This is a genomic window from Clostridium algoriphilum (assembly GCF_020443705.1).
GTDB lineage: Bacteria > Bacillota > Clostridia > Clostridiales > Clostridiaceae > Clostridium_AD > Clostridium_AD algoriphilum.
Genome location: NZ_JAIZZK010000015.1, coordinates 1 through 25,551, shown reverse-complemented (window position 1 = coordinate 25,551; position 25,551 = coordinate 1). Strand labels below are relative to the sequence as shown.

Here is a 25,551-nt window from a genome sequence, read left to right as displayed (position 1 = left end):
TAACATCAATTCTATTTATATAGCTTTTAATAACTTTAACATAGACTAATATTACTGGCAAGAGCATCATAAACTACAACATCAGCAAAGTTTTTATTACTTTTCACGACGCTTGACATCAACCTTTTGGCTACATTCAACTCACCCACCTTCATCCTTTGAAACAGAATCTTGTCCAGGTTTGTACATCTCAATTTCAGTGACCAGCTTTGGTCCAATGCCTACTGTTGACATTACAGCCCCACTATGGAAACAATGAGTCTTTTAACCTTTGATATTTTTCAAGCATTTAAGGAAATGATGTATAAAGACAAACCAATGACTAATACAAAACAAACAACAATAATCAGAAGCGAATACTGGATAACTGGATTTAAGGAAACTGGAGCGGGCAAAATCCCTGTTATAGCAACCAAGCTTCATAAAAAGGAGATTATCGCCAATATAAAAACCCGTCTGATAAATTTTGGTGGTAATTGTCGAGTAGAACCGGGTCTGTACTGTGTTGGAAATCCTGATGAGAATTCACCGGTTTTGGTAATAGCAAATTATAAGCTTACATTTGATACTGTCCGTAAAGAGCTTGGGAACATGCAATGCTGGATAATGATTCTGGATACGAAAGGAATCAATGTCTGGTGTGCAGCGGCTATGGGGAAATTCAGTACTGCCGAGATTGTTGAAAAAGTAAAAGCTGTAAATCTAAAAGATATTGTCAATCGCAACACATTGATCCTTCCACAGCTTGGAGCTCCGGGAGTCAGTGCCCTTATGGTGAAACAAGAATCGGGCTTCAAGGTTGTTTATGGACCTGTCATGGCAAAAGACATTGAATTATTCTTAAATAACAATTATAAAAAAGATGAAAAAATGAGGATAGTGACATTTATTTAAAAGAAAGGCTGACAATTGCCCTTCAAAATTTGTATTAAATAGTAAAGAACTCTGAGATATTATTCTCAAAGTTCTTTACTATCTATTTATTTATAAACATCTTCATTACCTTTATTGCAAACAAATATTTTTCATATTCGACATATCTCTGTTATTCTTTTCCCCTACACTCATCAATTAAATATTTATTTTTCCAACTTCCCATTATAGACATAACCTGTCCAGTTTATTAGATTTGTTTATGACAAACTTTTTGAAGAGTGCGTCTTAACTTTATAGTTAATTTACAAAGGATAATGTTCATAACCCTACTCACTCATTCTTTCCGAAATCACATCGTTATTGAATTTTTGTGAGATTTTCTTATGCCACAAGCAAAATCCAAAAGCTGTGAGCGCATACAGTGGTGAAAGGTAAATTAACAAATTGAGTAGATTTCCTCCATACAATGAAAGAGAAAAATTCATCATCAAATGTATCCACATTGGAACGATAAGATTTCTATTATAATTATAGCAAATACCAATTATCACCGACGTAGAAACAACAGTGACAAGAAAAGCTGTAATATATGTAACCAAATCTAATCCAGTGTATCCTGACGACAAAAACCATAAAGGTGTATGCCAAAAGACCCATATCAGTCCCAATAATATAGAACCTTTGATGACCCCTGACTTCTTTGCCATGACTGGAAAAAGATATCCTCGCCAGCAGGATTCTTCTCCTGTAGCTCCTTGTATCAAGCTGATAAATAAGCTATATAAAACCATTGGAAGTGATAAATTTAGCAGACTTAGCACTGAAATTTCTTTTTGAAATGATACGATACAAGTACCCAATATGAATACTAATAATTGAATTACAGTGACTGTCAGTAGCATCCACCCATTAATGTGAGGGCTAAATAGTTTTTTAAAAAAGTCTTTTCTGGCTGTATTAGGAACAAGTTTTTTAAACAGCACCATTAAAACAATTGTAGGAGTCCACGAACTGAACGTCATTAACGCATCCATTGGTGCCTTTTCTCCAAAAATAAATATCGTACCACCCATCAACATAATAGAAATCCAAAACAAACTATAAGTACATATAACAAATAATATATTGTAACTTTTCCTTGTATTTAGCATTTCATTTCTCCTCGTCAAATATAAATTTTCTTTACTTCAAATAATTTTACAGTTGTGACGTAGCTTACGAATGTTAGACAACTGCGTCGTAACCCTTTATGTAATATTATCATAATTTACCACACTTTGGAACAGTTTTCTCATAAATAGAGACCCTACATTGTTTATATATAAACAACATTAAAATCAATTGTCTAAGCCATTTCTATGTGATGTAGTATAGATAAGTCGGAAATGTACATTCAATGTATTTTTAATTATATTGAACCAAAAGAAAGAACCATCTGGAGCTCAGATGGTTCTTAAGTATTCTTTAACTGATTTTAATTTCGTAATATCTTTCCAATTACTCATTGCTTATTCGTTTAAGAATTCATGTACTGATACTTTCCGACGAGCTTGAGTAACTGTCGGAAAAATTCATAATCTGATTAAGTTTTAAACATCTAAACCCTTGAACCTACCGATTTACCTTGATTATGTCTACAATAGTCTCAATGTGAGGGGTTTGTTTAAATCTCTTATTATAGCTTATCTAAATATATTTTATAATATCCTATAAGCATTGATTTAAAATCATCTATCAGATACAAAATAATTTTTATGCTTTTATTTTAACCAATTGTATCATATTTTATGTAACGGTGGCAAATGGGTGGCATTGCCACCATAAAATTCAACTATTCAACTTAAATTGCTTAACCTTTGTAGCTCCCTCCGATGTTGGTTCATATTATTCTCTATATTGTGGTTCCTCTGATTTAACAAAATTAAGTCTACTCTCAAGTGTCTGTGCTATATTTTCAGTTGTTTGCGCTAGTTGTTTAAAACTTTGTTTTGCTTGTTGATCGTTTGTATCCATTGAGAATGTCTTTAATTGAGTAGTTAATGCTTGAGCACTTGTTAAAGCTTCTTCAATTTTATTTACTGTAGCCATATTGAGTACCTCCTTCAAAATATAACATTAGTATGTGTAGATTATTTAAAATTTATTATTTAAAAATTTATTATTTAAAAATATAGTTTTAATTATACATAATTTAAGTATTTCTTGGTCAAATTAAACATTAGAGGTGATATTAATATGCAAATACAACTTAGTCAAAAAGAAAGAATGTTTTTAGAAGATGGAAAGATTCAAGAGGAAGTTTGTGTTGAAAAATACAAAGATTATTCCCAGCAAGCAGCAGATGCACAATTGAAGCAACTTTTTACTAAACTTTCTGGTGAAGAACAACACCACCAGAATATTATTAATGAAATGCTTCAAGGACAACAACCAAATTTAAGTCACAATCAAACTCAACAACCGGTCACTCAAAGTACTCCCCAAAGAGCTATGAATAATCAACATGATAAAATACTTTGTACCGACTTATTATCCACAGAAAAATATGTTTCAGGTACTTATGATATTGATATTTTTGAATCTGCTGAGCCAATAGTTAGGCAAGCAATGCAACATCTTCAACAAGATGAACAAAGGCATGGTCAAGAACTCTTTAATTATATGAATAGCCATGGAATGTATGATGTAAAATAAAATTTTATATAAGAAGATAAGGTAAATAAAAAACATTAAGCTTATCTTCTTATTAATTTACTAAAGAGGTGATTTTATGAATATATATAATATTTTCTTTAAAGGAGAAACATTAAATATACTTGAATTATTTATTAGAGCATCCATTTTATACTTTATGTTATTTGGTTCGACTAAGGTTATGGGGTTTCGTCAGCCCGGTATATTAACTTCATACAACTTTTTAATGGCTGCAGGTATTAGTCACATTGCTGCTTCTCGTATGGTCAATCCTAAATCAAGATTAATAGATGCAATACCTATAATTGTAGTATACACTTTAATTAATTTATTTATTTCATATTTGTATTTTAAAGTTCCATCTATAGTTTCCCAAAAACCTATCATACTAGTTAAGAATGGAAAGCTGATAAAGAATAATCTTTCAAAAGCAAAGTTAACCCTTGATAATTTGATTTCAATATTAAGACAAAAGGATGCAACTAATATTGAAAAAGTAGAGTATTTAATTGCTGAATCCACAGGTGATTTTAGTGTTGCTGTAAATAATAATAATCTTCCTATAACTAAAATAGACATGGTAATAGAACCTTCACAAGATATTTTATCCCAAATTCTTATTTATAAAGGAATAATAGATGAAAAGATTCTTAAAAGGAATAGATTAAATTATGATTGGATTTATAAGGAACTTAAAGCTAATAATGTTGATAATATAAATGATATTTATTTAGGACTTTTAACTACAGAAAAAAAATTATATATAAGTCAATAGGAAGGAGTTTATACTTATGGTTTTCGGTGTTATTAAAGATATTTCACTAATGGGATATATCATAAGAACCTTTATAGTAGGTATAATAGCTTTTTTTGTAGGAAGGTACGTGTCAAAAAGAACCATAGCTCAGCTTACTGCATATGATTTCGCATTGGTATGGACACTTGGAGCTCTTACCGTTGCACCATTATTAGATGGAGAGGTCTCCTTTACATATATAGTTGTTCCATTGTTAACCTTGTTCTTTTGGCATTATATGTTCAGTTTTATTTCTTTTAAAAATAGAACTTTATCTTTATTCTTTAATGGCAAACCCGTAATTTTAATAGATGATGGGAAGATAATAAGAAAGAATTTGAAAAAACACTTCATAAATGTAGATTTGCTCATGAGTGAATTAAGGCTTAAGAACATTTTCAATATGTCAGAAGTTAAATATGTAATTCTAGAACCTAATGGCCATTTTAGTACTATAAAAAAAGAAGCTCATAGATCAGTTACTCCAACAGACTTAAATTTATTAGCTAAACCAGTAGAATTACCTTTGGTTATTATTAATGATGGAAAATTATTTGAAGAAAATTTAATTAAATCAGGAGTAGATAAAGAATGGCTTATGAATAATCTTGCCATGTATAATGTAGATGATATAGCAAACATTTACCTTGCTACCATAGATAGTTTTAAAAAATTATATGTTGCTATAAAAAATTAATAACATCTAATAAAAATAGAATTATATTACAATATTCTTAAATTGTACACCAACACAAAAGGCAGCAATGCCTTTTTTCTTTTTCTTAAGATTGATGATTAACACCTTTTCATTACATATGTTTGATTAGTATAAGTATTGATATTAGTTAGCTTTAGGTCATTCTTTAGCTCCTGTTGATGTGATACAAATAGGCTAAGAAGTGATGATTCACAGTTTTCTTATATTGTTCATCAACAAGAGTAGTGTAAATAAATGCTCTTGTTTTATTTTTTTACAAAGGCGCCAGAAACAGTTGTTTTTGGTATTTCATATCCTTTAATTCCTTAACGTTGGTTTTGTAAATGTTGGCGCTGCCCCTATTTCTTCAGCCTTTTTCAGCACTAACTTCGTAACAACTGGTCCAATTAACTCATATAATCCGGTACTACTATCATTGCGATAGTGGCGAGCCCTATTGCAACACCGGCTTGAGGAAGCAAAATAAACCTTTGTAGGGCTATTAAGTTCTGCAAGGGTTCCTTTTAACCTACTGCAATAACCAGCGCCCCAATGACATTGAAAGGATGGAGATATAGAATGAATGATGAAAAGGTTGTATTACAGGTAGCAGAACATCATAAGGAAAAGAAGCGGAGTGGCGAGATAGGAATAACTTGGTGGCAACTAAGTCTCATCGGAATTGGCTCAATCGTTGGAGCAGGTTTCTTTTTAGGAACAAGTGTGGCAATTAGTTTAACTGGTCCTTCTGTAATTATTGCGTTTTTAATTGCTGGACTAATATCCTATATAGCCTTTACCTCACTGGCAGAAATGAAAATTAATGATTTAGAACCAGGGTCTTTTAGGGATTATGCTAGAAGAGCTTTTGGAGACAGTATCGGGTTTATTAGTGGTTGGATGTTTTGGATTGCAGGGGTATTGATTATGTCTAGTGAAGTAACTGCCTTATCTGTGTTTTCACGCTATTGGTTTCCACAGATTCCGTTATGGACATTTTCTGTTATATACTCCTGCTTAGGACTCGGTATTAACTTGCTCGGAGTGAAGGATTTTGGAGAAATTGAATCATTCTTTGCCATTGTAAAAATTAATGCTCTTGCTTTGTTTATCATTTTTGGCATATTGTTTATCCTTGGGTATGCATCTCCTAAGGGGTCAGTTGCCGGAGCATCAGTGATTTCCTTGTCAACTCTTAATTGGTTTCCAAAAGGCATAAAAGGACTATGGTCTTCAATGATTTTCGCACTGTTTCCATACGCTGGTGTAGCAGTGGTAGGCGCTGCTTCTAAAGAATTAAAGCAAAGCAAATCCTTTACTAAAGCTATTAATGCGCTTATGCTGGCTTTAATGTTTTTATATATTACCTCCATTGTGATGATTTTTAAAATGGCGCATTGGCAGCAAATTCAGGCAAGTAAGAGTCCTTTCATTACAGCACTTTCAGCATTTCATGTGCCTTATATAGGTTCGATCTTTAATATTATTATTGTAAGCGCCGCATTTTCTACTTTTGTGGGTGCACTTTTTGCAATAACCAATGTATTATTATCCCTTGCAAAGGATCATGAGGCACCAAAAATCGCATTGAAAAGAAATAAAAGAGGTGTAAACGTCATCGCACTTTTAATAGGAACCAGTGGTCTACTTTTAACCATCCTATTATCTTTTGTATTACCAGACACCATTTACGAATATTTAACCACTTCAGCAGGTGTATTATTGATTAGTAATTGGATTATTATTTTAGCTTCACAAATAAAAAACCGAAAATATTATTCTATCAAGAGTACCACCGAAGGAAAACAATTTAAAATGTTGTTTGCACCATACAGTTCATATTTAGGCATTTTACTTATAATACTTACTTTAATTGGAGTGACATTTAATCCAACCCATCGCATAGGGCTACTTGTAATCATAGGTATTATTGCAATAATTTCTCTTGCTTCTACAAAATCAAGCATGAGAAACAAGAAATTGAACAGTTAATAAAACCAAAATAGACTACTAGAAGGTAGTCTATTTTTTATTATGAGTCATGAAATTATTAATATATTTAGTATTATAGTCTCCACTCTGATACCCTCTATTGTTTTGGATTATATGTACCTAAAGGCCCTCTCCATCTAAATTTACCAACTGTTTTTTTACCTATTTGAATAGCTTCCATGGGGCATTGATGTACACATCTCATACAAAGATAGCAATTGCTGCCAAAGCTTACCTTATCATTTACTTTAATATTATTAGCAGGACATATCCTTTCGCATTTTTTGCATTTAATACAATTCCTATCAGCCCAAAACTTTCTTTTTAACCATCCCTCCATAACTATAAATGCCTTTTTCAGAATACTACTAAAAAAAGAATTAGCTATGTTCGAATTCACATTTAAACAAAATCGTTCCACTTCATCATTTTCTAAGTACTTTGTTACTTCTTTTATTCTATTTACCAGAATATCTACCCCTTCAAGTGTTGAAAAATCTATATTTATAATTTTATGTGCCATAGAAGAATCTTTCTTTAGAAAGGCTAATCCATCTGATCCTGGCATTTTTACATCGGCATATCCAAGTGGATTATATCCAGCTTTTTTAAATATCTCAATAGCATGTTTTAATGAGGTTCCACTAGAAAGAGCTTTTGTGCAAAATATGAAAACTGATTTTGTTTTTGTAGTTGGTATATACTTTAAATATTCCTGTATAAACACTGGTATATCACATGCATAGACTGGAAATCCAAAAATCAAAGCATCATATTTTGATATATTTTCACTCTTAAATAATTCCAATGGGAAAAGCTCTATATCAAACATATCACAACTTAAATGTTTTTTTATATATTGAGCTACAAACTCCGTGTTACCAGTTCCACTAAAATATAAGATTAATATTTTCATTACATTTACCTCTTTTTTCTTTTATAAGTTACTCTCTCTTTTCCTTTAAGCTATCTGCCATAGATATCTTCATTACCTTACTCTTATTTAAAGACTTAGATATTTCATAGGTTATAATAATAATCACAAAACTAATAAGGATACTACTAATATTCAATTTAGAGGGAATAGTTATATTCATGTCCTTTGTCATTACGTTAAAAAGACTTGCTACTGACATTATTATTAAAGGTATTGATATTATATATCCAAATATGACAAGTATGATATTGCTACTGAGTATTAAAGAATAAATCTCTTTCTTTTTATACCCCAAAATTTTAAACATAGAGATATTGGCTTTATTCTCCTCGATTACAAGTGAGGTCACTACGTAAATCACTATAAGACCGATAATAAATGCCATAACTGCAATTCCACCAATCATGTATTTCATAGGCATAAGCATTGTATTATACCCATCAATTATATCTTGCTTACTTACCTCAGATATAAGCTTATCCGCCTGAATATTTAATTTATCAGCAGAGTCTATTTGTAAATAACTATTTTCCGGATATCCATTTGACTTATTGAATTCACTTAGTGGCATATATATTATATTTCCAGTGTAGACCTTTGCAATCTCACCTACTTTTACGATAAATTCCTTTGAATTCAATTTGTTTTTTACCTTTATACTTTGACCTACTTTTATATCATATCTATCACTCATGGATTTAGTTATGATGACCTTGTCGAATCCTATGACATCATTATTTTTATCTACTAAATTAATTAGTTTTGAATCTTTTTCCACTCCATAAATAATGAAATCTTCATCCTTATTATTTATTTTGCTAGTAAAACTTGATAAGGATCTCCTCTCACCCGTGTCCACTTCTCCGACTTGAAGTGCATTAAAGGTGTATTCATAATTATACTTATAAATATCTGAATAACTATTAGTTACCATATAATCCATTGAGTCCTTTGTTGCAAAACCAATTAAAAGTAGCATAGAGGCAAAGGTTACACCTAAAATCATGAGAACTGCTCTAGGTAAACTTCTGCATAACTCTCTTATTTTAAACTTTGTATTGAAATTAAACCTATCTACATTAAGCTTTCTTTCAATAAAGTTTACTTTTGTTTTATTATTTCCGCCTCTCATTAGCTGTAAAGGTGATAATTTAAGAGCTTTGTTTATTACAAGGTAAGTTACTGGAATTAAAAATATAAATGGAAGTATGAGGCTTAAAATTGTATATTTAATATCGGAATTAACAATTACTAAAAGGAGATTGTAATATTTCGCAACTGTAGAGAGCAATGGTTTTACAAGTAAACTGCCTATTGCTGTCCCTGTGACACTTCCTATTAATGAAATTACTATCGGGTATTTAAGATAATGCTTTACTAACTCTTTTTTTGTATTTCCTATAGCATATAAAGTTCCTATCACCAAATATTCTCTTTTAAGTAACCTTGATAGCACAACAGATATAAGTATGCAAGTTAGGATAAAAATAGCAATGGGCATTACTTTGCCAATCATAACTCCTCCCTTCATATCCCCATCTATAAAAGAAATTCGGTTATTATCTTTTTTATTTATCCATTGAATTAGTATATTATCAAGACTTAAATCACTTTTAAATTCACTTATATTATTTTTGTTGAATTTAACACTATAGAATGTAAGACCCTTACAAATTTTATTAATATCTTTTTTAGATAGCACTGCTACTCCAAAGTTTTTGGGATTTTTCAGCATATCACTTTCAGACTTTAAAGGATAAACATAATCCGGTGTACTCATATAACCAACTATTTTAAAAGCAGTGTTATTAATGTTTAACTCAGTATTAATAGCTAATGAATGAGCACTAGCATATGCTTTATCTATTAATATTTCATTTTCTCCTATAATAGGCTTACCACTTATAACTGCATATTTATCTATTTTATCCGTGCTTGCCAATATTCTTAGTACTGATTTATCTTCATTAATATAATCTATTGATTTCCTTTCTTCTAATGTCAAATCATACTTTTTCTCCAGTTCATTTATATTTGTTATTGGATTTTGTATTATAAAACTTGCATCTTCCAATTTATTATTAATCCTGAATGTATTAAGATTATCCTGTACATCTGTCATAGCTATGTTAAAAGAGCTATAAATCATGCAACTAATTATTATTAAAATTATTGAACCTATATATTGAGACTTGTATTGGAATATAGTTCTTTTAATCATTTTATTTATAACCATTACCATTCAATCCCTTCAGCTGATAATACATTTTCATTAACTTCATTTTCACTTATTTCACCACTTCTAAGCTTTATTATTCTATTAGCTATTCCACTAATTGCGGTATTATGGGTTATAATAATTACTGTAGTAGCGAATTCCTTATTTACTTGTGTAATTAGTTTTAAAATTTCCTTAGCTGCATTATAATCCAATGCACCAGTAGGTTCATCACATAATAAGAGCTTAGGTTTTTTAACTATTGCTCTTGCAATAGACACTCTTTGCTGTTGACCACCGCTTAATTCTCTTGGAAACCTATGCTTATATTCACTCATGCCAACTGAATTTAAAACTTCATCTATATTAATAGGATCTTTACTTATGTTGGCAGCCACTTCTACATTTTCATAAACTGTAAGATTTGGCACCAGATTATAAAATTGAAATATAAACCCAACTGAATTTCTCCTGTATTGAGTAAGTTTGTTATCATTTAACTTAACAATATCCACTCCATCAACAATAACATTTCCGCTGTCTATATGGTCTATTCCACCGATTATATTTAGTAGAGTAGATTTACCCGAACCTGAAGGACCAAGTATTACACCAATTTGTCCTTCATTCATTGTTAAGTTTACATTTTTTAATGCATCTAAAGATATCTTCCCGGTATTATAAGACTTGTTTACATTTTTTATTTCAATAAACATTTTATATCCCCACTCCTTCTTTTGAAAATCACTCCAAGCTATAGTTCTTTTCCATCGAAAACAAATCGGATGTCAGTCTTGATCCTTTCGCAAGTTTGTTCAAAGGTTGAATCATCGGTATATACATACATTGACATTTGTAAAAATAAAGCACCAAAAATTAAATCTATGGCAGTAGTTGTATCAAATTCAGTGGTAAGTAAATTTTTTACTTTAAGTTGATTGATTAAATCCCTAATTTTATCCATTGTTTTGAAGTCTGCTCTCAATACTTCTTTGATAGGCATTTTGTCTGATTTCATACTACCAAGAATAATTGAGAAAGCTACTTTCCAGATTTTTTTATTGATCCAATTCATTTTTCTGATATGTTTCAATATGGCTTCGGCAACAATTTCAGATACATCGCTTTCTGTATATTCAAAATCTTCCAAACTATCTTCTATATTGGTTGCTACGTCTTCAGCCATTGAAAGAATAAATAATTCTTCTTTAGACTTAAAGTAATTATAGGCAGTACCAATGCCAATTCCGGCTTTTTCGGCAATTTGTTCAATTGTGGTGTTTTCAAAACCTTGGGATGTGAAAACCTCTTTTGAAGTCGCTAGAATTTTATCCCGATAATATTTTTTATTTTTTTCTCTAATGCTCATGCTAATCTCCTTTGAAATAAAATATGACAATCTTTAAACGAAATCCTATTCTCAAAGAAAAGGAGCTCGCCATTCTATAAATATAGTTATAAATTAATTAGAGTTTTATAAAAACACCACCATATAATGCCACTTTGAAGGCTATTAGTTCGCGTTCGTCTACGGTATACTCTAAACAAACGCCTTATCTACAAATCATATTAATTAAAAATTTATTATATTTTATACATTACAAGTACCAATAGAACAATTCTTATGCCATCAATTAATGCAATTTTTTTAATGAAAATCGTCTTGGACATAATAAAATTGCCACCATAAAATAATTTACGGTGGCAAATGGACAATTTAAAGTTTATAAATTCGATAAATCTGTTGATATCACTTGGTTAAATTAACTATCGTCTCAATATGAGTGGTTTGTTTATACCTCGTATTTTAGCTTATCTAAATATATTTTATAATATCCTGAAAGCATTGATTTAAAATCATCTATAAGATATAAACCACTGTAATTATAGTAAAATTTCTTTAGTAAAATGGATTGTTTATATATCTGAAGAGAACCAAATTTACTATTAGTGTAATGAGTAAGAGTGCTAATAATTACCAATATAATCACAGAGGAAATATTATAATTAAAATTATTACAGATAAAAATAGTTACATTTATACTGATAGTACACCTTAATAGACCTTGAATCAGAGTAAATTCTCAAAAATGACTTGCAAGATATATATGCTGCAAATGTTAAAGAACTTGATGCTAAAATAAAATCGGTTCTAACCGAACTTGATAATGGTATATCTAATAATAAAGAATATCTAGGGGTATTTTTTAAGGATTGGTTATACAATAAAGATCTGTTTTAGTTTTTGTAAGCACTTTATCGGATTTTATTAACCTTTGCTTTGCAGTATATAATAGCTCTAATCTTCTAGTTTATATTTTAAATTTTCAATGATTTACCAACAACAAATTATACCTTTATGCTGTACCTTATTAATATTAACCTTGCAAGGGCATAACGTGTTATAACATTCTAAACCTATCTGAAACTTATGTGTTAAAAGAGTGTTAAAATAAAAAAAATAACAGGTTTTACATCACTGTAGAGCCTGATATATCAAGTTTGAGCGCTTGGTGGCTCCTATGTCTGCATTCCTTTAACCTCACTGAGCTTAAATTTTTGCACTAAATAGTTCAATTTTTCTTATATTTTTGTTTTTTATTTAATACTTCTCTTATTTGTTTAGTAGTTAATTCTCCATTAATTACTTTTTTTATAAGTTCTTTATGTATTTTATATTCATTATTTGATAAATTATTTTCTCCATCTAACTTTAATAATGGGATGCTAATTATTTTGGGTATTGTTGAATATTTCATATTTAATCCCTCCATACTTTACTTAAAGTATAACATATTATACTTTACTGCTTAAAGATGCGCTCTCCGAGGGGAATAATATGGCTTGAATACAAAATTTAATATGTGTTTCTATAAGTCTCATATTAATACCTTCCTTACAATATTACGCCGCCTCTTACGTTTGTGATAAGAGGTAAAGTTTTCCTTTAAATAAATTGTTGGGATAGTTTTTAAATGTAGAAGGTTAGATCGCACCAATTTCATTATAAAACTATTTGAAAAGATATTCAAAATCGTCTTCGACATAATAAAATTGCCACCATAAGGTAATTTACGGTGGCAAATGGACAATTCAAAGTTTATATACTTGTTTCCGACGAACTTGAGTAACAGTCGGAAGAATTCGTAATCTGATTAAGTTTCAAACATCTAAACCCTTGAGCCTATTGATTTACCTTGACTATATCTACAATCGTCTCAATATGAGGGGTGTGTCTATACTTTGTATTTTATCTTATCTATATATATTTTATAACACTCTGTGAGCATTGATATAATACCATATATGAGGTATAAAATAATTTTTAAGCACTAAAATTATTTAATTATATCTAATCATATTTTATGGACCGGTGGAAAATGGTCGGAATTTACACCACATCATTGAATTTTATGTATCTTTTAATCAATGCTTTTATATTAACTAATTGTATCTAATAATATTTTGTGTAACGGTGGCAAACGGGTGGCATTGCCACCATAAAACTCAACTTTAGTATTTAACCTACATACCATATCTCAGCCCGTTGATATTTCTATATTTATACTTAACATTCTATAAAATAGTGCGTATGATTCTAGTTCCCTTAATCAACAATAATTTTAATCTACTCCTGCTTATACGTCAACAGTGTTAAAGATAAATAATGCTGATAAATAAAGGTTTGATGGGGTTTTTAAAAAAGTTCCACATCTCTCCTTTATTCTTTAGCAGAGAGGAATTTTTATAAAATATGATTTTATAATATCTCTTACATTCCTTACACTTATCAATTAAATATTCATTTTTCCAACTTCTAATTGTAGATATAATATATAAATACTTCTAAAATACCACACTACCATATTTCTACTCCGATCTATTGTTCTCCTTTTTATTTTACATATAAGAGTAAAATATCCTTATATTTCACAAGTTCACATTATAAAACAATATAAGATTCCTTAGAATCTGCATGAAGTCTTTGGTATTGGGGAGAAAAATGAATTTGAACCCCGGAATTGAATTGCCAATTCACCTGTATTACAATCGGATATCTACTTTTCATTTAGGATCCTTATTAGATTTACCTTTTATTTGCAGTCCAAGGTTCATTGATTCATGGTTGATAAGCCATCCCTGAATTGTTAATATGTGGTGGACAAGTAATATTGAGAATGTTATATACAAAAGCATTATAATAGTATAAATTCTTGGTCCATCTTTTACGATTTGTGGATTATTATTATTTTACCAGTAACTACTTAAATAAAAGGGGCTACAGCCCAAAATGCTACATTCAATTTAATAAATAAGGCTACCAAATTGATTGGTAGCCTTTAAAAAGTATTTAATTTAAATTAAAAACCATTTTATAATTTACTATTTTTACAAAGAGAAAACATCATTTGCGATGCTCTAACTCATATATTCTTGTTTCTTGTTCATTTTTGTAATCTTGTGTATACATCTTAAGTGAGCTTCCCATTATAACTAATCCAAAATAATTCTTATCAACAATGCTCTGAGAATAGATGAAACAATGGTCTGAAAAATTGATTTGTTTTATCATTTCACTCCATTGATACCCATTATAATCATTTACAAAACAATCATTATTGTCAGCTACAATGTACTCAAATATATAATATTCATTATCACATTCCGTTTTATAATATTTTACTAAATGTGTACTTTTAGTGTTATTTGTAGCTAACGGGAAAATACTAATAATTTTAGTCCAAATTAATTCATCTCTAGCAGTATCAAATTCTCTTTCATTGTCAATTATCATTTTTTCACCTCTCAACAATATTATTCTTCTGTAAAGGTTTTTATTACTTAACTAGAAACATCCTTTTTTAAAATTGAACTAACTCTACCATTGAAAAAAAAAATAAAGAAAAGATAGTTTGTTTTGCAAAAGAAAATAATATACCAACTTATCAAATAAAACTATATATTAAAGAGGTGAGGGAGCTACTGTGAAGTTAGCAAAAGATCATTCAAAAAATCTTATAACATACATCAACTCTTATGTGCCACTGTAATGGTGCCCTATGCTTATTTATATAATTCCAGGTATTATTCTGCAACTTATTTATACTGCTATAGATATAAATACATTAAGCCAAGAGCAACAACAAACATTAAATAATAAATTCTAAGAAGCCTTTACTGATGTTCCCACCAAATTATATTCTTTTTCAAGCCAACGTTCAAAATGGGCAAGAGGCATGATTGAGGCGTTAAAAAAAATACAACCATGGAAACAACCTAAAATCTATATTAAGTATTTGACAAGTGTAAATTTGATATACCTTGATTTTGTCTATACATTTTGTTGGCTTCAAGGCCTACTCTTGGCTTTGTTTGGTGTATATTGGATAGTAGGTCCTATGACATTACTGGTTCCTCCATTAACCTTTATAAGTTATGGCATACTTTATAAATATCAAGAGCATGTGTTTAAGAATTTAAATTTGAGAGTTAGAAAAAATTTATTAGGACTTATAATATTCGTATTATGTTATCAGATGATTATGTCGCCAGTTTCCGTATGGGGATATCTTCAGGAACTTTTTAAATTAAAAAGAAAATGGAAGTAATTAATAAAGATATCCTTGCAAAATATCTTATATATAAGTAGTAATATATTTAACTTTTTTAAAGATAAATAAAAATCCCATACATCAACATTTTCAAGCAAGTTTAGAATGTAATGTATGGGAATAAGGTTAATTTGTAGATAGAGTTTTATTTAATTTATATAGGTGTTTTAGCTAATCTAGCAAAATAATTCATAAAACAATCTTCCGTGGAGGATTAGAGCTCTTTCACATAGGTTCTTAATTTCTGATTTTACTTAATTCTTTATTTCTGCTCATGTTGGTTTTTGCTTTCAAGCAAATTTTTTGAACAATAGAATTGTGTCTATCATATTAAATACTTTTAAAATATACTTATAGCTTACAATTTACCTTTATATATCAAGTCTATGTCCTTCTTTAATATTATTAAATACACCTTCTTTAGATTCTATGACTATCTTAGCTCCCCTTACCTTAGTAACAACTTGTCCTGGTCTTAAACTTTCTATTTTTTTAATAATCTGCATGTGCTCATTCAGAAACAAAACATCAATGTTAAATTTCATAAAAAATGTATGGATGCTATCACAGGGTTTTAACAGAATAGCATCATGATGAGGTTCCTTTCTAAACATATACCCAAACAGCCTTTTAGAAAAAGAATCAGCTATAAATACATTAATTATAGCTTCACTATTGTATTTTAAAACTTTAATCATACCATCACCTCTAGAGTATCTTGAAAATTTTGATAAGAGCTGGGCCTAAAATTATAATGAATATTGATGGAAAAATAAAAAATATAAGTGGAAATAACATCTTTATAGGTGCTTTCATAGCCTTCTCTCTTGCCACTTGCTTTCTATGTTCTCTGAGACCCACGGACTCAATTCTTAACACATGTGCAAGGCCAACCCCTAAAGCATCAGCTTGAATTAAAGATGTAAGTAGCATAGATAGTTCCTTTACGTCACATCGCTCATTCATATTTTTAAGTGCTACTTTTCTTTGTATCCCCATACGTATTTCTTTGAGAGTTTTTGCAAATTCATCACATAATTCTCCACTTATATTTGCAATCACCCTTGCCATGGCACCGTCAAAAGACAATCCAGCTTCAACACTTACCGTTATTAAATCTAGTGTATAGGGTAATTCCTTTACAATCATTTTTTTTCTTGTATTTATTCTTTTTGAAAGGTAGAAATTAAAGCAGGTGCTAATAAGTAGCATTATTAGCAATGCAAAGATAAGTGATTCAAGAAAATCAGCTTCGATTATATAGATTAATAACGCGAATAAAATTGAAAAAATCAGCATAATCATAATTCTAGTATATAGCCAATTTACTTGGATGTTGCTTTTTAATAATCCTGCCTTTTCTAATTTTTTCTTAAGCAAAATAATTTTGCGTCTTGGCGTTGCTTTTAATATAAATTTGCTTATTCTTTCATAAATAGGTGTAAGCGCTCTTTGTGAGAAAGACATTTTATCAATATCTAAGCTAGTATCAGTACCGATATTTTTTATTTGATTTATTCTGTATCTAATAGTTAGCTTACCTTTACTTAGAATAAGCATAGTTCCATAAGAAAACATAAAGATAACTATAAAACAGCTAAATACTAAAATATATAGCAATGTTATCACCTCAACCATTATTTAATTTTCACTACATGTCAATTTTAATAATTTTTCTTATCATAATCAAACCTAATATTTGATTTAAAAATGCTGTTATTATCATTCCTAGACCAAGTGGTGTAGTAAACAAAAGCATCATATACTCTTTATTAAACAAATAAATGGTAATGCCTAAGAAAAATGGAATAAGCATTACGATTATTCCAGATAATCTACCTTGTGCCGTCAAAGTTTTAAGTTCATTCTGAATCTTTTGTCTCTCCCTTATAGTATTAGAGATATTATCCAATATCTCTGATAAGTTTCCCCCTATGTCCTTTTGGATCAAAATAGCATTTAATATTAGTCTAAGATCTTCTGAATCCATTCTATTTAGCATATTATGCAAAGCAATTTCTTCAGAAATGCCTAAACTCATTTCTTTTAGTAGTTTCTTAAATTCTTTAGCAAAAGGGTCTTTCGTTTCTTCAGCTACTGCTGCTATAGCTTGTAAAAAAGAATAACCTGCTTTAAGTGAGTTTGAGATGATCATTGTACCTTCATTTAGCTGTTCATTAAAGCTTTTAACTCTTTCTTTTTTTCTATGAGATATAATGACTTTAGGCATGTTCCAAATTATTACAATCATTAAAAATACAATAATAAGATTCCTTGAAAGTGCAAATGTTAAGAAAGCAAATGAAGTTGATGTAAGCATTTTTATCACTAATAGTTCCTCTACTGTAATAGGAATATCGCTTTTCATTAGTTCGCTTTCTAATTTTTTATCATGTTTTTTACTAAATTTAATATTGGGTATTAAATTTGATAGTATTTTCAAAAGGCTTGTTTTGTTATTTTCAATTTTTTCTTTTACTACATAATCTTTATCATAATATTTTAGTTTATCAATGATCTTTTCCTTATAGAATATAGTTAGTAGTATTGCACTTATCAGTGACCAAACAAAGAAAAAAATAAGCAACATTATAATATATATCATTTTCATCACATCCACTTTTTATTTTTAGTGAAGAATTAGACGTTAGACATTATTAGTAAAAGATGCCCGGTGGTATATTAATACCTCTTTCTTTGAATTTTTCAAGAAATTTAGGCATGACTCCTGCAAATACATATTCTCCTTTTACTTTCCCTTTATTATCTAGTCCCTTTTGTTCAAACTTAAAAATATCTTGAAGGATTATAACGTCTCCCTCCATACCTTGGACTTCTGTTATATGGGTTATTCGTCTACTACCATCCTTAAGTCTTGACTGTTGGATAATCAAATCAACAGCTGATGCTATTTGATCTCTAATTGCTTTAATAGGTAGATTCATTCCTGACATAAGCACCATAGTTTCAAGTCTAGATAACATATCTCTTGGAGAGTTTGCATGACCGGTTGTTAACGAGCCATCATGACCAGTATTCATAGCTTGAAGCATATCTAAGGTTTCTCCTGCACGTACTTCTCCTATGATTATTCTGTCGGGTCTCATTCTTAAACTATTTTTAACTAAATCTCTTATACTTACTTCCCCTTTCCCCTCAATGTTAGAAGGTCTAGCCTCAAGTCTTACAACATGTATTTGAGAAAGTTGTAGTTCCGCCGCATCTTCAATAGTAACAATACGTTCTGTATCAGGTATAAAAGAAGAAAGCACATTTAAAGTGGTGGTTTTTCCACTACCAGTCCCACCTGAAACAACAATATTCAAACGTCCTTCAACGCAATATTTAAGGAGTTCAGCCATCTTTAAGCTCAAGGTTCCGAAATTTATTAAATCTTTTATTTTAAAAGGGTCTTCAGCAAATTTTCTAATGGTAATTGAAGGCCCGTCAATAGCTAAAGGTGGGATTATAGCATTTACTCTAGAACCATTGGGTAATCTTGCATCAACCATAGGAGAACTCTCATCTATTCTTCTTCCAATAGGAGCTACAATTTTTTTAATAACATGCATCACATGGTTATTATTTTTAAATTTAGCATCTGTAAGCACTAGTTTGCCTTCCTGTTCAATATAAACATGATTCGGACCATTAACCATAATTTCAGTTACACTTTTATCAGCAAGCAAGGCCGTAATAGGCCCAAATCCAATAATTTCATCCAATAGTTCTTCCTTTATTTTTTTCTTTTGATCACTTGTCATGTTCAGAGATTCTTGTTCAATATGCTTCATAATAATAAAATTTATTTCTTCCCTTAATTTTTCATTTTGGTCCGATATATCATTAAAATCTATATCCAACTCTTCTATTACCATATTTTGGATTTTTATCTTTAATTCAAAATATGGATCTACTTCTTTTTCATTAAATTTATATTTTTTATTTAAATTTACCTCTTCTAATCTCTTTATAAGGGACATATCATCACCTCTATATTACTAAATCTTTACACATTATTGCAATAGCTTTTCCAATTTTAAGCTTATCATATTTAGGACTATTACAGAACGGATGTCCTTTATTCACAGAAATACTAACTGTATTTTGATCTTCTGGAATCATAGCAAAAACACCATCTCTAAATGCTTCTTCTACTTCTGCCTTGCTTATTCCGTATTTAGTAGTAAAATTATTAATAATCAATTTCACTTTGTCTTTATCATACCCAAGGGATTTCATAACTCCCAGACCTAATTTAGTATTTTTAAGAGCAACGATTTCCATAGTAGCAATAAATAGCACTAGTTCTGAAAGATCTAAAATATAAAGCGTGCTATCATTAAAATTAATGCCTGTATCAATGATAATCAGATCATACTGTTTCTTCAGAATTTTCATCATTTTTTCAATACTATCTTTCCCAATATACTCTGCAGCTTCAGGCTTCGTAGGAGCAAAAATGATATGAAGATTTTCATTAAATTTATATAGGTAGGGTTTTATATTTTCATAAGAATCTAATTGTCCATCCTCTATAACATCAAGAATGTTTTTTTGTTCATATTGATTCACTAACATTGATATATCCCCAAATTGCAAATCTAAATCTATAAGTAACGTTTTCTTATGATACTCGCGGCTTAAAGTCACAGCACTATTTAGTGCTAAAACTGATTTTCCTACTCCGCCTTTTGAACTGAAAAAGGTTATTATTTTTGCATTACCCTGCTTTGTAGTAATCTGATCTTTTTCACAGTTAACCCCATTCACAACTCTATCCTTATATTTTTCATAGGTAGCAATTATAGTATTAACTAAAACATCATAGTCAAAAGGCTTAATAATATATTCTTTTGCTCCATGGAACATAGCTTTTTTTAAATATTCACTTTCAGCTTGAACAGACATAATAATTACTGTAACAAAAGGAAATAAATCTGTGATTTTATCTGTAGTTTCTAGCCCATTAAGTACAGGCATATTAATGTCCATTAAAACGATATCTGGCTTTTCCATAGGAATAAGTTTTAAAACTTCTTCTCCATTGCTTGCTTCACCAACAATTTCAAAGAATTCATTCTTTAGGTTTAATATTTTTTTAATTACATTTCTGGTTTCCTCTATATCATCTGCAATTATTATTTTAATTTTACTCATAATATCACTCCTATTTCTCTAGTACCGGGATTTTAATGCCTGTTCCAGCTTTAATTAGACTTTCCTCCCAAATTCCGTTAACTTGTTTTATTAAGACATATTTTTTTGAGTCTCCATAAAAAGTTTCACTTATTTTTCTTAAAGTGTCACCTTGTTTTATCTTATAATAAACATATTTTTTATACTTATAATCGCCTATAATAACTTTGCTCTCTTTTGCTGGTTTAATCTTGTATTCTGGAAATAAATTTCTCATTTCTTTAGAATTATCTAAAATTAGATCTTGCCAGGTCGCACCTTCTGTTTTGTGTATATAATCTGGTTTTAAAGGTCTTAACACCAGTTTTAACGTACCAGTATCTTCCGCTAATGTTAACTTCTCTATATCAAAAATTGGCACAGATAATGTTACTAAATAATTAGTAGGTACAGCTACTCTTTGTACGTCATCTCTATTAATTACTTTATCTATTGCTAATACTTGAATATTTTGAAGAAGGATTTTTGATAAATCCGGTCTAATAATTTTTTGACTATCTTTCTTCTCTGTTAAATACACAATTATGTCAACAAAATCTCCCTGTTTAATAAGATCTGACACTCCTGTACTTCCATTTACATTTATGGAAATCCCTCTATTATTACCTTCTATTTTTAAACTCAATTCATTATTAAGTTCATTTAGCAACTTATCTTTATGGAAGCCCTCATCTTTTAAAATAGTTTCCTTGGTATATTTACCTACAATATTAGAAGAATCCACAATGTAATCTGCGAATATTGCATTGTCAGGTACTTGAATTTCTTTAACCATTTTTTTCTCTATTACCGTTCTTGGTGCTATTGTTTCAATAGCAACTAAAATAGTTCGTTCCTTATTCGCTGTGTTTGGTGTTTTTATAGGTTTTAGATATATAAAAATAAACACGCTACTTACCACTGCCAAAACAAATGATACTAAAATCAATCTTTTTCCTGTATTTTTCATAAAACACCACCCATACTCCTAATTCTTTAATCTTATTTTACGAGTTTTGCGCCATAGGCTCCAGTATCACTTAGCGTCATATCAATTTCACCATTTAATACATATCTAATAAAGCGACCTTGAATTTCAATTTTTCCTGAGTTTATTATAATTTTTTCCACATAAAATTCTCCAAACCCTACTACTAATATTCCATCAACATTTAAAGAATCTACTAAAGGCAATGTCCATAATCTAATAGAATTTCTTTTAAAATTATCAAAACTACTACTTTCTGAATTAATGTAGTTTTTAATTTTATTAACAGCACCTTCCATGTTACCAGTCTCCGTATTTATCATATCACCCACTGTTATGGTTCCGCTATACCCGTATAGTGAATTTGATTCGAATACACTTGCCCCAGTTCCTCCCAATGCAACTGCACCATAATTTCCATGATAGCCATCTCCAGCACCCCTTTTAAGTGTTACCACATCCCCATAAGAAAAGTCATATTTTTCAACTGCAAAGGGTCTAGTGCCACCTTTTACTGATTTTACAGGCCCTATAATTGCTTTTGTTCTTGCATTTATATTACTGTTATCTATTCCAATTATAGGTGCAAAAAAGTGACTGACATTTTTTACGCCATCCATTTGTATGCTTTTATTATCAGCACTTATGATAATTGATACCTTGCTTGAATCAACATTGTTTTTTTGGAGATATTCTCTAGCAACATTTCTTGCTTTAGTAGCATCTGTAGGTAATTCCAGGCTAGCTGCTAATACTGCTGAATCAATAGCATTAGATAATTTCACTTTTTCTACATAAACAAAACCAATATCCACTACATAAGCTGTAAAACCCAAAAGTGCTGTAAAAACTAAACATAAGATAATAGCAACATTTCCTTTATTATTTAATCTCCACATTGAACTCACCTCATTCCATCCTCATTGATGTTTGCGCTTTTAATACCACCACATTATGAATGATATTACTTATTATAGGAATTGTTACATGATAGTTATATATAACTTCTACTGTAATGGTATCACCAGATCTTCTACTTCCTTCTAATGGCGTTATGTTTACCATTAGATTTTCAGTGTCTAAATTAGGGGAAATCTTAATAATCAATTCCTTAATCTCTATATCAGAACCTGCTACTATACCAAGTCTAGCACCTTCTCTAGCAGAATTATGAATAGTCAGATATGAATTTAGCATTATGCCAAATTCTAAAATCCCCATCAATAGTAATATTAATAAAGGCAGCAAAATAGCAAACTCTACGAGGGATTGTCCTTTTTCATTTCTTAAACTTTCCATACTTAACACCTCTGTTATATTTGAGAGTTGAGCGTTAAAGTGAATGAATTTTTTCTAGTAGACAAAAACGCAAAAATCAACCTTAGCTCTCAACTCTATATTAAAAAGCATGTTTCATACTATGAGCTATAGTGCATCAATTATAGATTGGAATTTTGCTGCAATAGCTGGCCCAAGTAATACTAGAACACCAATCACGACTACTGCGATAAGCCCAACCAATAATGCATATTCAACCATGCCTTGTCCTTCTTCTTCTCTAACTTTAAATAATATAATATCTATAAAATTCATAAAATACATTAGCATAATAATTTATCCCCCCTTTATTGCTATATTTGATTTTAATTTTTTTTCTTTCTTTAAGTTCAGTATATTATATTCTAAATAGAACAATATGTTCGATACTAAAGTCTCATTAAAAATAAAAATCAGTTATATTTAACACTTTCTTTATTACATTAAAAAAAATTGAAAACAATAAAGCTCCCTAGCGCTAAAAACGGACCAAAAGGTATATAATCTCTTCTTTTTTTAATTTTGAATAACATTAATAATATACTAATGATAGAGGCTATCGCAAACGCTAGAAACAGTGCAAATAAAACTCCTTTTGCTCCTAAGAATATCCCAAGCACAAACATTAATTTAATGTCTCCACCACCCATTACGCCAGGTACAAGTGCTAAGAGAAGAAGCACTCCCCCTCCAAATATCATTCCAACTACTGCACTCATAAAAGAAACATCATCAACAAATGAAAAAAAAATACCAAATACTAATGTAAAAATAATTATTTTGTTGGGAATGATTTGATGCTCCAAATCAATAAAAGAAACAACAATCAGAATAGAATTTAACACTAAGGCTTTTATAAAAATCACATTTATGCCTATTTGTAAAAACGAAATTAGAAATAATAAACCACTAATTAAAATTACTATAATATTTCTAGTTTTCGAATCCAATATATTAATATATTTTTCAGAGTTTTTTTTATAAGCAACCATCCTGGAAATCTTTTTTATACCTACACTTAAAAAACAACCAGTCACTAATCCACCCAAAAAAAACATTATAGCCATATTTCCACCCCTTTGTACCTTTCGAAAAATTTTATTAATCTTTATCATAATATTTCTCAAACTCATCCTTTTCGGATCTTCAATATTATTTTCGTAAACAGTGTTTCCTAATTATACCCATTAATATACTACGCTTTTATATTAAGAAATGTGTAAAATTATACAAATTAAATTTCTGTGATGAAAGATACTGTCTCAATAAGAATGGACGAGATTTAACCCAATAAAAGATGCACAAAATTGGTTGTTCCTGACTATTATATTAATAGTCCAAGCACCCGTTAAAGCGAATGCAAATAAACACAATGTTTTGAGATTTATTCGGGTAGTAATTTATTCAGATAAAAAAAAGGAGAGATTTAATTGTTTAATAAAATTAAAAAATTAGCAATATATGGTATTATCGCAAGCGTATTGTTATCAAATATAGGAAGCATAGCATATGCGGCTGAAACCATAATTTTCATTTGAGTTATAGCTTGTACTCATAATTAAATTTAACCACCCCACCTCCGCTTGCTACTACCGCATTCCCTCATGGGACCTTCCCTACGGGCTACCCTTCCATTCCTCCAATTGGCCTATAATTGGCATCTCTCGAAAGGCAAATACATATCACACTGTGTAATTCACGAAATTAGAAATGCAGCTGTAGCTTCTAAAAAAGGATGGAGTGGTGTCTTTTATGGAACAACGTATACATTAACAAATAACGATGCTACTAAAATGGATGCCTATCTTTTAAATGGACAGTATACGAAGGATATAAAAAGTGGAAAGCGTTCTAAATTGGCCATAAATACTATCCTTAAGTTTTTTGGCTATGGCTTTTATGGAGGGTGTAAATTATTTTGTGTATTCTCTCTCTATAGGCAAAATAATTGAGTTATGTAATTTTAATAAGATATTATTTTAGTTTGATAAATGATGTTACCTTATCATTGCATCACAGTATATTATTTACATTTTTACTTTCTAATATACTAGTTAAATAATTGTTTTGTCGAGTATTAAGATGTAACTCGTGTTACAATTGATGATCTGTATAGGAACGGACAGCCTTCGGGTAGTCCGTTTTACTCGTTACTCGGAAGACTATAATTATAACTCTTAGGGGTTGGGGGCGGAGTCCCTAAACTATGCTCCTTCATTTAAAACTTCACTAAATAGTATATTAAG

Annotated in this window: 25 protein-coding genes; 7 read left to right on the top strand and 18 right to left on the bottom strand. The window is 29.9% G+C overall.

The window, feature by feature from the left end; genetic code table 11:
- Positions 1-246: 246 nt before the first annotated feature.
- A complete protein-coding gene (locus tag LGK95_RS11935) occupies positions 247-894 on the top strand; it encodes a hypothetical protein (protein WP_226125016.1) in 648 nt (215 codons plus the stop codon).
- Between the two features lie 308 nt (positions 895-1,202).
- Here the strand turns inward: LGK95_RS11935 and LGK95_RS11930 are convergent, their stop codons facing one another.
- Together LGK95_RS11930 and LGK95_RS11925 are read right to left on the bottom strand one after the other, a co-directional pair.
- Entirely contained in the window at positions 1,203-2,027 is an 825-nt protein-coding gene (locus tag LGK95_RS11930) for a CPBP family intramembrane glutamic endopeptidase (protein ID WP_226125015.1), read from the bottom strand.
- A 733-nt stretch (positions 2,028-2,760) separates the two neighbouring features.
- On the bottom strand, positions 2,761-2,964 hold the full coding sequence (locus LGK95_RS11925) for a DUF1657 domain-containing protein (RefSeq protein WP_226125014.1): 204 nt from the start codon (positions 2,962-2,964) through the stop codon (positions 2,761-2,763).
- Between the two features lie 147 nt (positions 2,965-3,111).
- Between LGK95_RS11925 and LGK95_RS11920 the strand changes: the two genes are divergently transcribed.
- The 4 genes from LGK95_RS11920 to LGK95_RS11905 all read left to right on the top strand — a co-directional run bounded on the left by LGK95_RS11920 (position 3,112) and on the right by LGK95_RS11905 (position 7,055).
- Entirely contained in the window at positions 3,112-3,570 is a 459-nt protein-coding gene (locus tag LGK95_RS11920; protein ID WP_226125013.1) for a spore coat protein, read from the top strand.
- 76 nt (positions 3,571-3,646) lie between these two features.
- On the top strand, positions 3,647-4,345 hold the full coding sequence (locus LGK95_RS11915; protein ID WP_226125012.1) for a YetF domain-containing protein: 699 nt from the start codon (positions 3,647-3,649) through the stop codon (positions 4,343-4,345).
- Positions 4,346-4,361: 16 nt separating this feature from the next.
- Positions 4,362-5,063: a YetF domain-containing protein gene (locus tag LGK95_RS11910; protein WP_226125011.1), complete on the top strand. Its 702-nt coding sequence runs from the start codon at positions 4,362-4,364 to the stop codon at positions 5,061-5,063.
- A 579-nt stretch (positions 5,064-5,642) separates the two neighbouring features.
- Positions 5,643-7,055, top strand: coding sequence for an amino acid permease (locus tag LGK95_RS11905; protein ID WP_226125010.1), 1,413 nt, complete (start codon positions 5,643-5,645; stop codon positions 7,053-7,055).
- 97 nt (positions 7,056-7,152) lie between these two features.
- Here LGK95_RS11905 and LGK95_RS11900 read toward each other — a convergent pair whose 3' ends face one another.
- From LGK95_RS11900 to LGK95_RS11885, 4 genes are read right to left on the bottom strand one after another with little or no spacing between them, the layout of a single operon-like run.
- On the bottom strand, positions 7,153-7,971 hold the full coding sequence (locus tag LGK95_RS11900) for an EFR1 family ferrodoxin (protein ID WP_226125009.1): 819 nt from the start codon (positions 7,969-7,971) through the stop codon (positions 7,153-7,155).
- 28 nt (positions 7,972-7,999) lie between these two features.
- Positions 8,000-10,234: an ABC transporter permease gene (locus LGK95_RS11895; RefSeq protein WP_226125008.1), complete on the bottom strand. Its 2,235-nt coding sequence runs from the start codon at positions 10,232-10,234 to the stop codon at positions 8,000-8,002.
- Positions 10,228-10,926 carry an ABC transporter ATP-binding protein gene (locus tag LGK95_RS11890; RefSeq protein WP_226125007.1) on the bottom strand — a complete coding sequence of 233 codons (699 nt, stop codon included), beginning with the start codon at positions 10,924-10,926 and terminating at the stop codon, positions 10,228-10,230. Before LGK95_RS11890 ends, LGK95_RS11895 begins: the two co-directional genes overlap by 7 nt.
- Positions 10,927-10,964: 38 nt before the next feature.
- Entirely contained in the window at positions 10,965-11,579 is a 615-nt protein-coding gene (locus LGK95_RS11885; RefSeq protein ID WP_226125006.1) for a TetR/AcrR family transcriptional regulator, read from the bottom strand.
- Between the two features lie 726 nt (positions 11,580-12,305).
- On the opposite strand from LGK95_RS11885, the gene LGK95_RS11880 reads away from it, so the two are divergent.
- Positions 12,306-12,452: a hypothetical protein gene (locus LGK95_RS11880; RefSeq protein ID WP_226125005.1), complete on the top strand. Its 147-nt coding sequence runs from the start codon at positions 12,306-12,308 to the stop codon at positions 12,450-12,452.
- A gap of 331 nt (positions 12,453-12,783) precedes the next feature.
- On the opposite strand, the gene LGK95_RS11875 is transcribed toward LGK95_RS11880, so the two are convergent.
- The 12 genes from LGK95_RS11875 to LGK95_RS11820 all read right to left on the bottom strand — a co-directional run bounded on the left by LGK95_RS11875 (position 12,784) and on the right by LGK95_RS11820 (position 24,372).
- On the bottom strand, positions 12,784-12,969 hold the full coding sequence (locus LGK95_RS11875; protein WP_226125004.1) for a hypothetical protein: 186 nt from the start codon (positions 12,967-12,969) through the stop codon (positions 12,784-12,786).
- 1,646 nt (positions 12,970-14,615) lie between these two features.
- Positions 14,616-15,005, bottom strand: a complete 390-nt coding sequence (locus LGK95_RS11870) for a hypothetical protein (RefSeq protein ID WP_226125003.1) — start codon at positions 15,003-15,005, stop codon at positions 14,616-14,618.
- Positions 15,006-16,193: 1,188 nt separating this feature from the next.
- Positions 16,194-16,520: a DUF192 domain-containing protein gene (locus tag LGK95_RS11865; protein ID WP_226125002.1), complete on the bottom strand. Its 327-nt coding sequence runs from the start codon at positions 16,518-16,520 to the stop codon at positions 16,194-16,196.
- A 10-nt stretch (positions 16,521-16,530) separates the two neighbouring features.
- Complete coding sequence (locus tag LGK95_RS11860) at positions 16,531-17,442, bottom strand: type II secretion system F family protein (protein ID WP_226125001.1); 912 nt, start codon at positions 17,440-17,442, stop codon at positions 16,531-16,533.
- A 31-nt stretch (positions 17,443-17,473) separates the two neighbouring features.
- Complete coding sequence (locus LGK95_RS11855) at positions 17,474-18,427, bottom strand: type II secretion system F family protein (protein ID WP_226125000.1); 954 nt, start codon at positions 18,425-18,427, stop codon at positions 17,474-17,476.
- Positions 18,428-18,479: 52 nt separating this feature from the next.
- Complete coding sequence (locus LGK95_RS11850) at positions 18,480-19,805, bottom strand: CpaF family protein (RefSeq protein WP_226124999.1); 1,326 nt, start codon at positions 19,803-19,805, stop codon at positions 18,480-18,482.
- 10 nt (positions 19,806-19,815) lie between these two features.
- A complete protein-coding gene (locus LGK95_RS11845) occupies positions 19,816-20,982 on the bottom strand; it encodes a response regulator (RefSeq protein ID WP_226124998.1) in 1,167 nt (388 codons plus the stop codon).
- Between the two features lie 10 nt (positions 20,983-20,992).
- Positions 20,993-21,970 (bottom strand): Flp pilus assembly protein CpaB, encoded by a 978-nt coding sequence (gene cpaB / locus LGK95_RS11840; protein WP_226124997.1) that lies wholly within the window; start codon positions 21,968-21,970, stop codon positions 20,993-20,995.
- Positions 21,971-22,002: 32 nt separating this feature from the next.
- Positions 22,003-22,887, bottom strand: coding sequence for a pilus assembly protein TadG-related protein (locus LGK95_RS11835; RefSeq protein WP_226125093.1), 885 nt, complete (start codon positions 22,885-22,887; stop codon positions 22,003-22,005).
- Positions 22,888-22,897: 10 nt separating this feature from the next.
- Complete coding sequence (locus LGK95_RS11830) at positions 22,898-23,287, bottom strand: TadE/TadG family type IV pilus assembly protein (protein ID WP_226124996.1); 390 nt, start codon at positions 23,285-23,287, stop codon at positions 22,898-22,900.
- A gap of 126 nt (positions 23,288-23,413) precedes the next feature.
- Positions 23,414-23,596 carry a Flp family type IVb pilin gene (locus LGK95_RS11825; RefSeq protein ID WP_319001923.1) on the bottom strand — a complete coding sequence of 61 codons (183 nt, stop codon included), beginning with the start codon at positions 23,594-23,596 and terminating at the stop codon, positions 23,414-23,416.
- Between the two features lie 152 nt (positions 23,597-23,748).
- A complete protein-coding gene (locus LGK95_RS11820) occupies positions 23,749-24,372 on the bottom strand; it encodes a prepilin peptidase (protein WP_226124995.1) in 624 nt (207 codons plus the stop codon).
- A 576-nt stretch (positions 24,373-24,948) separates the two neighbouring features.
- On the opposite strand from LGK95_RS11820, the gene LGK95_RS11815 reads away from it, so the two are divergent.
- Complete coding sequence (locus LGK95_RS11815) at positions 24,949-25,257, top strand: hypothetical protein (RefSeq protein ID WP_226124994.1); 309 nt, start codon at positions 24,949-24,951, stop codon at positions 25,255-25,257.
- Positions 25,258-25,551: the final 294 nt, after the last annotated feature.